At 67.7% G+C, this 8,791-nt stretch carries 10 protein-coding genes; 5 read left to right on the top strand and 5 right to left on the bottom strand.

Translation table 11 applies throughout. The features are described 5' to 3' along the window. From N416_RS0100465 to N416_RS0100455, 3 genes are all read left to right on the top strand, one after another. Positions 1 to 674 (top strand): RNA methyltransferase (locus tag N416_RS0100465; protein WP_024440173.1); only part of this gene is annotated, 674 nt, incomplete at its 5' end. A 252-nt stretch (positions 675 to 926) separates the two neighbouring features. Next, the gene (locus tag N416_RS0100460) at positions 927 to 1,772 is read left to right on the top strand and encodes a hypothetical protein (RefSeq protein WP_125078354.1); all 846 of its coding nucleotides are present in this window, start codon (positions 927 to 929) and stop codon (positions 1,770 to 1,772) included. A gap of 96 nt (positions 1,773 to 1,868) precedes the next feature. Then, positions 1,869 to 2,987 carry a glycoside hydrolase family 76 protein gene (locus tag N416_RS0100455; RefSeq protein ID WP_024440171.1) on the top strand — a complete coding sequence of 373 codons (1,119 nt, stop codon included), beginning with the start codon at positions 1,869 to 1,871 and terminating at the stop codon, positions 2,985 to 2,987. Positions 2,988 to 3,007: 20 nt separating this feature from the next. On the opposite strand, the gene N416_RS0100450 is transcribed toward N416_RS0100455, so the two are convergent. After that, positions 3,008 to 3,706 carry a DedA family protein gene (locus N416_RS0100450; RefSeq protein WP_024440170.1) on the bottom strand — a complete coding sequence of 233 codons (699 nt, stop codon included), beginning with the start codon at positions 3,704 to 3,706 and terminating at the stop codon, positions 3,008 to 3,010. Between the two features lie 87 nt (positions 3,707 to 3,793). Between N416_RS0100450 and fbaA the strand changes: the two genes are divergently transcribed. Next, complete coding sequence (fbaA, locus tag N416_RS0100445; protein ID WP_024440169.1) at positions 3,794 to 4,825, top strand: class II fructose-bisphosphate aldolase; 1,032 nt, start codon at positions 3,794 to 3,796, stop codon at positions 4,823 to 4,825. A gap of 74 nt (positions 4,826 to 4,899) precedes the next feature. Here fbaA and N416_RS0100440 read toward each other — a convergent pair whose 3' ends face one another. Next, entirely contained in the window at positions 4,900 to 5,697 is a 798-nt protein-coding gene (locus tag N416_RS0100440; protein ID WP_024440168.1) for a membrane protein, read from the bottom strand. Between the two features lie 117 nt (positions 5,698 to 5,814). Here N416_RS0100440 and N416_RS0100435 point away from each other — a divergent pair, with 117 nt between their 5' ends. Beyond that, entirely contained in the window at positions 5,815 to 6,231 is a 417-nt protein-coding gene (locus N416_RS0100435) for a DUF3151 domain-containing protein (protein ID WP_024440167.1), read from the top strand. A gap of 33 nt (positions 6,232 to 6,264) precedes the next feature. Here N416_RS0100435 and N416_RS0100430 read toward each other — a convergent pair whose 3' ends face one another. The 3 genes from N416_RS0100430 to N416_RS0100420 form a co-directional block, all read right to left on the bottom strand. Next, complete coding sequence (locus N416_RS0100430) at positions 6,265 to 7,149, bottom strand: cation diffusion facilitator family transporter (RefSeq protein ID WP_024440166.1); 885 nt, start codon at positions 7,147 to 7,149, stop codon at positions 6,265 to 6,267. Between the two features lie 67 nt (positions 7,150 to 7,216). Next, positions 7,217 to 8,002: a site-2 protease family protein gene (locus tag N416_RS0100425; protein WP_024440165.1), complete on the bottom strand. Its 786-nt coding sequence runs from the start codon at positions 8,000 to 8,002 to the stop codon at positions 7,217 to 7,219. 60 nt (positions 8,003 to 8,062) lie between these two features. Further along, positions 8,063 to 8,761, bottom strand: a complete 699-nt coding sequence (locus tag N416_RS0100420; protein WP_369797551.1) for a peptidase M50 — start codon at positions 8,759 to 8,761, stop codon at positions 8,063 to 8,065. Positions 8,762 to 8,791: the final 30 nt, after the last annotated feature.

Raw genomic sequence — 8,791 nt, 5'->3', positions numbered from 1 at the left:
CCAGCTTCGCCTCTCCTCCGTCGAGCCTCGCTGAACCGCCGGGCCCCACCGAGTGGTTCGCACCGGCCAACGGCGTCGGCCCCTGGCCGGGACCCCCGCCGAGCGACTCCCGCTACGACCCGGAGCTGCTGCGCGAGGGAGACCGTCGCAACGTCGTCGACGCCTACCGCTACTGGACCCGAGAGGCGATCGTCGCCGATATCGATCGCCGGCGGCACCGGTTGCACATCGCGATCGAGAACTTCGGCCACGATGCCAACATCGGCTCGGTGGTGCGCACCGCCAACGCGTTCGCCGTGCACACCGTGCACATCGTTGGTCGGCGCCGGTGGAATCGGCGCGGCGCCATGGTCACCGACCGCTATCAGCGACTGCTGCATCACGAAACCGCCACTGATCTCCTGGATTTCGCCGCCCGGCAGGGACTCACCGTCGTCGCGGTGGACAACGTGGCAGGGGCGGTGCGTCTGGAGCAGGCCACGCTGCCCGTCGACTGCCTGCTGGTGTTCGGCAGCGAAGGTCTCGGTATCAGCGACGAAGCCCGGGCCGGCGCGGAGCTGACGGTGTCGATCGCTCAATTCGGCTCCACCCGCAGCATAAACGTCGGGGTGGCCGCCGGGATTGTGATGCATGCCTGGATCAGCCGGCATGGTCACCTCGACCAAGCGTGGTGACAGCTACCTTCAAGCCAACCTCAGTAAATATGTTGGATAACTATATGTTTCATTCCGGTTCTGCTGAGTGGATTGACGGGGTTTCGTCATGCCGGACCGCTCTCTGTTCACGCTTTGCGCGAGCGATCACCGGTAAAAACCCAGTCCCAACAGGGTAATTCGGGACGAATTCCAGGGATTTCCCTGTATCGGCGCCGTTAAGGAACGAGTTAGCGTACCGGTTGCCAGATTCGGCCAGGAATGAGGTTTGCTATGAAAATACGTGAGAGTTTGCGTCCCTGCGCCACCATGGGTGTCGCTTTGGTAGCTGCCAGCGCGGTCATCACCGCTCCCGGGGCGGTGCCCGGCGCGGCGGCGCACACCGTCGGCGCCGGAGTCGCGCTGACCAGCCTGGGCTGGACGGACGTCGAGTTCCTTACCCCCGACGGTTGGGAGATGTTCGACTCCGCCGTGTTGGCGCAGGCCTACGCCGACGATCTGACCGCGACGACCCTGTCGTACGGCCAAACCGCGGTCGAGTGGGCCGGCTGGCTCGAGCCCTTCCTGTCCTTTGCCGGGATCTCGGGACTGGCGGACTGGGTTTCCGACCGCTATGACCTGTTCACCGATATCCTCGCCCCCGGCTGGGACCCCCTGCCCTGGTTCGCGGGATTCTTTGAGTCCATCGGCAACGACCCCAACATTCTTTTCGGCCCGATGGCGGACATCGACCTCGGCTGGGTGTACGGCTTGCTGGGGATCTCGGCCGAGGACGGCGACCAGCTCAACTCTCTGCTGGAGCTCGCATCGGGCTATGCCGGCGGCATGCTCACGTGGGAGCTGATGGGGATCTACGCGGTCGTACCGGGGGCGATCAATGCGGTTGTCGACGGCACCATCAGCCTCGACGATCTCTTCCCCGAGGCGGGCAGCCAGCTGGATCTGCTGGCTAACCTCGCCGGGGAATCGATGATGAACTGGTTGACGTCGACGGAGGAGACGCTGACCAATTCGATGGATGAGGTGATAGACATCCTGGAGAATTCGCCGGGCGTTCAGTGGATTCTCGACATCGTCAGCCAGCTCAGTGATGGGGCCGGTGTCGAGCTGCCGTTCTGACCGCCGACCGCCGAGCGATGCGCAACTTTCCCGCGGCCGATCCGCGGGAAAGTTGCGCGTTCGGCTTATGCGGCAAGATCTAGGGCCATGGACCCCATGGATCTCCTCTGGGCAAATCGGGCCGAGAGCGCCGAGGCTGCCGTCAGCGCGAGACACCTCAAGTCGCTCTGGCATCTGCCGGGCACCCAGCTCGGCGTGGTCGCCTGGCCGCCGATCCGGCGCGCCCCACACTGGCACTACTGGTGGCAGGCCCACCTGATCGACTGCCTGGTCGATGCCCAGCTGCGGGATCCACAACCCGAACGGGTGACACGGATCAAACGGCAGATCCGCACCCACCGGCTGCGCAACGTGGGCCGCTGGACCAACGCCTACTACGACGACATGGCCTGGCTGGCACTGGCGATCCAACGCGCAGCCACCGTCACCGGTGTCGACCGACACCGCGCTTTGGGCACCCTGACTCGCGAGCTGACCGAATCATGGATGCCCGAAGCCGGCGGTGGCATTCCATGGCGCAAGGACGAACAGTTCACCGCCCCCTTCTTCAACGCCCCCGCCAACGGCCCGGCCGGGATATTTCTGGCCCGCGAACCCGGGTGGCTGGAGCGTGCCCAGCAAATGGGCGACTGGATCGAAGCGACCCTGATCGACCCGGACACCGACCTGGTGTTCGACGGCATCAGGGAGGGTTCGCTGGTGCGTGCCGAGTACACCTACTGCCAGGGCGTGGTGCTCGGGCTCGAGACCGAGTTGGCGGTGCGCACCGGGGACCCGCGCCACGCCGCCCGGGTGCGCCGGCTGGTGGCCGCGGTGAGCAAGCGGATGGCCCCGGGCGGGGTGATCAAGGGCGCCGGCGGCGGCGACGGCGGGCTGTTCGCCGGGATCACCGCCCGCTACCTGGCACTGGTCGCCACCGCGCTGCCGGAGGAGTCCGCCGCCGACGCCGAGGCACGCGACACCGCCGGCGGGTTGGTGCTGTCATCGGCGAAATCGGCGTGGGATTACCGGCAATCGGTCGACGGGCTGCCGTTGTTCGGGGCGTTCTGGGACCAGCCCGCGGAGCTGCCCCGGGCCGATGGCGTCGTGGCCACCTCCATTGCCGGTGCGGTGCGCGAATCCGAGATCCCCGAACGTGACCTGTCGGTGCAGTTGGGCGGCTGGATGCTGATGGAGGCCGCGCACTGTGTCGCGGCCGCCGCACCGGCCCGGTGACTCTGCCCTGAGCGCCCGGTCTACTCGGGCTGTTGCGCCGTGAGCGCCGAGTCAGCGGTGGCGTCCGCGGGTGCTCCGCCGCCGCGGCGGCTGCGGTAGGCCTTCGCCGTGGCGATGAACGCCGGGATCATCGAGACGAACAGGATCACCAGGATGATCTTTTCCAGGTTCTCGTGGACGAACGGCACGTTGCCCAGAAAGTAACCCAGCGTCGTCACGCCGGCGCCCCACAGGATGCCGCCGACGATGTCGAACGCCAGATACACCGGGTAGCGCATGTAGGAGACACCCGCGACCACCGGCACGAACGTCCGGACGAACGGCGCGAACCGGGCCAGGATGATCGCCCACGGCCCGTACTTCTCGAAGAACGCGTGCGACTCGGTCACGTAGTGCTTCTTGAAGAAGCGGGAATCTTCCTTCTTGAACAGCGCCGGCCCGATCCGCCGGCCGATGAAGTAGCCGCACTGATCGCCCAGCACCGCCACCACAGCGACTGCGGGCGCCAAAATCCAGATGTCGGGAGCCAGCCCCTTGGCGGCCAGCAGACCACCGGTGAACAGCAGTGATTCACCCGGCAGCAGGGGGAACAGCAGACCGGTCTCGATGAAGACCACCACCAGGATGGCCGGCAGTACGGCGCCGTGGAAGATGCCCCCGGAACCGAGCCAGTACATCGGGTCCAGCAGGCCGGGCATCGCGACCACGGTGGTGCTCATGACGCACCAACATACCGGGGGGTACCGGTGAAACCGCCCCTGAGATACTCGGGGGCAGGTTCGGTCAGCCAAGAGGAGAGAGTTCCCATGCCCATCGCCACCCCCGAGGTCTACGCCGAGATGCTGGGCCGCGCTAAGCAGAATGCGTACGCGTTCCCGGCGATCAACTGCACGTCATCGGAGACCATCAACGCCGCGATCAAGGGCTTCGCCGACGCCGGCAGCGATGGCATCATCCAGTTCTCCACCGGCGGCGCCGAGTTCGGCTCCGGCCTGGGCGTCAAGGACATGGTGACCGGCGCGGTGGCACTGGCCGAGTTCACCCACGTGATCGCCGCCAAGTACCCGATCAACGTGGCCCTGCACACCGACCACTGCCCGAAGGACAAGCTGGACGGCTTCGTGCGGCCGCTGCTGGCGATCTCGGCTGAGCGGGTCAAGGCCGGCGAGAACCCGCTGTTCCAGTCGCACATGTGGGACGGCTCGGCGGTGCCGATCGACGAGAACCTGGAAATCGCCAAGGAGCTGCTGGCCAAGGCGGCGGCCGCCAAGATCATCCTGGAGATCGAGATCGGCGTGGTCGGCGGCGAAGAGGACGGGGTGGAAGCCGAGATCAACGAGAAGCTCTACACCACCCCCGAGGACTTCGAGAAGACCATCGACGCCCTCGGGGTCGGCGACCACGGCGAGTACCTGCTGGCCGCCACCTTCGGCAACGTGCACGGCGTCTACAAGCCCGGCAACGTCAAACTGCGCCCCGACATCCTGGGCGAGGGCCAGAAGGTGGCGGCGGCGAAGCTGGGTCTGGCGGCCGGCTCCAAGCCGTTCAACTTCGTCTTCCACGGCGGCTCGGGTTCGCTGAAGTCCGAGATCGAAGAGGCGTTGCAGCACGGTGTGGTGAAGATGAACGTCGACACCGACACCCAGTACGCGTTCACCCGCCCGATCGCCGCGCACATGTTCACCAACTACGACGGTGTGCTCAAGATCGACGGCGAGGTCGGCAACAAGAAGACCTACGACCCGCGCAGCTACCTCAAAAAGGCCGAGGCCGCCATGACCGAGCGGGTCATCGAGGCCTGCAACGACCTGCACAGCGCCGGCAAGAGCCTGGCCTGAGTCGCTGACTCGGCGCGTTCACGGCGGGGCAGTTCGAGCCGGCCCCGCCGTGGGCGCAGAGTCGATGGGCTTTGCTAGCTCCCGTGTGACTGGCAGATCTTCCACTGGTCGTCGCGGAACTGCAGGTCGAAGCTACGAGTTGAGCGGACCCGCGGTTCGTAGGCCATGAAAGCGGTGACATTGGCCTCGGCCTGGCCGTCGTTGACGACAACCTCGTCGATGCTGGCGACCACCGGGTACTGCTTGGCCGCCGCGATTCGGCGGTGGGTGTCGTCCCAAGCCTTTTGGTCGTAGTTGACGTAGCGGTCGCGGATGTCGCCGCAGGTGAGGCTGCGCAGTGCGGCCAGGTCACCGTTCTGCATGGCGATGTCGAAGTTCTGGATCGTGGTGCGCACATGCTCTTCTTGCGAGGCGGCCTGGCGAGTGTCGCGGGTCAGCCACAGCGTGCCCAGCACCGCGATGACCGCGAGCGCCATGATGATCAGGATCACCGCCATCACCCAGCCCCAGCTGCGCGAGACGGTCGACGGCAGTTTGCCGCCGACCCGCGCCGGGATCTGTTGCGGTATCGCCTTTCCCGTCTCATCGCCTTGCTGGGCGATCACTTCGGTTTCGGCATCGCCCATCGACGGGATGACCTCGGTGTGCCCGGCGTCGAATCCGGGTGCGGTGAAGCGGCGTTCCGGTGACCCGTCGGGACCGGGTTCGGTGGGCGTGGCCTCGGTGGTGATCACCTCGGTGACGGCGTCGGCTTCGGCCGGTGTCTCCGCCAGGATGGCCGTCGCCGTCTCGTCGCCGTCGGGCTGCTCAGTGGGAGCGCTGGCTTCGTCGTCGCTCGGCTCACTGTTGTCCGGTTCCGGTGGGTTCGGCATGAGTGGCTGATCCTCCAATGTCCGCCGGCTGATTCGGATCGGCTGGCGCTAGTTTACTGAGCGAGCCTGCCGATCGCCGGAGTGGCTGGCCATGGACGGCACGGCACAATGAACGATGTGACTCTCACCGGTGATCTCCTGCGCCCCGATCCGATCTTGCTGCCCGGCGACCCCGATGCCGAGGCCGCCCTGCGGGCCAACCAGAACCCCGAGCTCGTCGCGGCCGCGCATCCGGCGGCCTCGGTGGCATGGGCGGCGCTGGCCGAAGCGGCGTTCGCCGAGGACAAGGCGGTCACCGCCTACGCCTACGCGCGCACCGGCTACCACCGGGGCCTGGACCAGCTGCGCCGCAACGGCTGGAAGGGCTACGGCCCGGTGCCGTACGCGCATGAACCCAACCGTGGCTTCTTGCGGTGTGTGGCCGCGCTGGCGCGTGCCGCCACCACCATCGGGGAGACCGACGAACAGACGCGCTGCCTGGCTCTGCTCGACGACTGCGATCCCGGCGCTCGCACTGCGCTGGGGCTGAGCTGACCCACGGCGTGCCCGTCGAGAACACCTAGGGCATCACCCGAGTGGGCAACGACCACCCTGCCCGGCAGGCTCCACCTGCACGGTGGCGTGGGTAAGCCCGCGGGCGGCCAGCACGGCCCGAGCGTCGGCCAATACGCGGCCGGCGTCGGCGCTGGTGCCCAGGTGGGCGGTGGCCATGTCCTGGCCGGGCACCAACGTCCAGACGTGCAGGTCATGCACGTCGGTGACTCCGTCGACGGCGGCGAGCGCCGCGCGCAGCTCGGCGACATCGATGTGGCTGGGGGAGGCCTCGGACAGGATCCGCAGGGCCGCGCCGGCCAGTGCGAACGCTCGGGGCAGCACCCATAGTGCGACGAAGACCGCGACCACTACGTCGGCGTAGGGCCAGCCGGTGGTGATGGTGACCACACCGGCGATCAGCACGCCCACGCTGCCGACGGTGTCGGCGACCACCTCCATGTAGGCGCCGCGCACCGCCAGACTCTCGGTCGAGTGCGATCGCAGCACCCACGCGACGCCGACGTTGACGGTGATTCCGGCCAGGGCGACCACGATCATCGGCACCCCGGGTACGTCCGGCGCGGTGCCGATGCGGCGGATCGCCTCGGTGAGGATGAACGTCGCCACCCCGATCAGCAGCACCGCATTGGCGACCGCGGTGAACACCTCGGCGCGGTGCCAGCCGTAGGTGCGCGACGGTGACGTGCTGCCGCGCCGGGTCAACATCACCGCGGCCGCCCCCATGAACAGGGCGGCCAGATCGGTCAGAAGATGGCCTGCGTCGGCCAGCAGGGCCATCGAGTTGATGGTGATCGCCGTGGTCAGTTCGATGACGAAGAACGCGCTCAGGATGGCGGCGCCGAGGACCATTCGAGACAGCCGGGAGTCGGTGTGACGGTGATCGTGACCGGCGCCCATGGGAGGTGAATATAGGCGGACTGGCCCGCTGTTGGGCGTGAAGTCGGGTTCACACCGGGCGGGGAACTCAGAACCAGGAATTCCAGAACTGGGTCAGGCTCAAACCCCACGACACCAGCAGGCGCGGCACATCGAACAGGTCGAAGAACCACAACACCAGCGAGAAGAACTTCTGGTTCAGCATCGGCGACGCCAGCAGCAACATCAGCAGCACCAGCAGGCCCCACTGCTGGAACGGCGCCACGGCGCGTCGGGTCGCCGGGCTCAGGTGCGGCTCCAGCGCGCCGTAGCCGTCGAGTCCCGGGACCGGCAGCAGGTTCAGTACCACCGCGGTCAGCTCCAGGAAGCCCAAGAACGCCACCCCGGACCAGAACACCGGATGCGCAGGGTCATACAGGGCGCGGGTGGCACCCAGCAACAGCACGGCCAGCACCAGGTTGGCGGCCGGACCCGCCAGACTGACCAGGGTGCGCCGCCGCGGCGTCATGAACGACGTCTGCACATAGACCGCCCCGCCGGGCAGCCCGATGCCGCCGAGCACGATGAACAGCATCGGCAGCACCAGGGACAGGCCCGGATGGGTGTAGCGCAGCGGGTTGAGGGTCAGATAGCCGCGCATCTCTGCACCGTGGTCACCGAACCGCCAGGCGGTGTAGGCGTGGCCGAACTCGTGTAGGCACAGCGAGACCAGCCAGCCGGCGATGACGAACACGAACACCCCGGCGTAGGCGTGCGGCCGGATCTCTTCACCGGCCCGCCACGCCAGCGCACCGCCCAGGACAGTCACGGCCACCAGTGCCAGGAAGACCGGGCTGGGCCGTACCGCCTGCCCGCGCAGCGGATGCACGTTCACCCAGTAGAAGCTAGCCACCGTGCGGCCGGGACGCTCTCGGCGGTCCTCCGGCCGGCCTCGTCATCGCACGAGCAGCCAGTCCTCGATGTGGCGATAAAAGGTGGACCGCTTCACCGTTCGGCTGCTGTAGACGCCGTCGCGCACCACCAGCGCGCCGGTGGTGCCCAGCTGGGCCGCGCGGCCCGCCACCCAGCGTCGTACCCGGCCGCGCCGGCCTGGGACACCGGCGCGCACTCCCGGCGCGGTGCCCGTCGGCTCGATCAGCACCTCGGCCACATCTCCGTCGAAGAGGGCGGCGTCATCGACGATTCCCTCACCGTGCAGCACCGCGGCGCCGTCCACCGGCAGCCACCGGCCGACACCCACCAGCGCGGTGCCGGCGTCGTCGCGGACCAGCGGCACCGGCTGAGCAACACCCCGCCGGGCCCGCCGTGCGGCCCGCCAGCCGACCGGCAACCGGTAGGCCGCGGTCGCCGGTGTGCGTCGTTGCGGCACGTACCCGACCTCGACGTCGAGCCGGTCGGTGCGCAGCAGACGGGTCAGTATTCGCGCCAGGTCCGCGTCCGCGCCGACGACGGCCAACCGGCGGTAGCGGTCGATCGCGGCGTCCAAGGCGTTCGGGTCATCGGTGCTCGTATCGTCGCCGAATTGCACTGTGGGTAGCCCTCGCAAGGGGCGCGGCAGACGACGTCCGGCAAACAGCAGGACGACGGTTTCGGACGGCAGCTGCAGGCTCTCCGTGCCGTTAGTGGCGTTCAACACGCTCCTTGTGAATCTCTTCAGATAGGC

It is taken from the genome of Mycobacterium sp. UM_WGJ (genome assembly GCF_000455125.1).
GTDB lineage: Bacteria > Actinomycetota > Actinomycetes > Mycobacteriales > Mycobacteriaceae > Mycobacterium.
The sequence above is the reverse complement of the archived record's forward strand: the minus strand, read 5'-3'. Positions and strand labels throughout refer to the sequence as shown.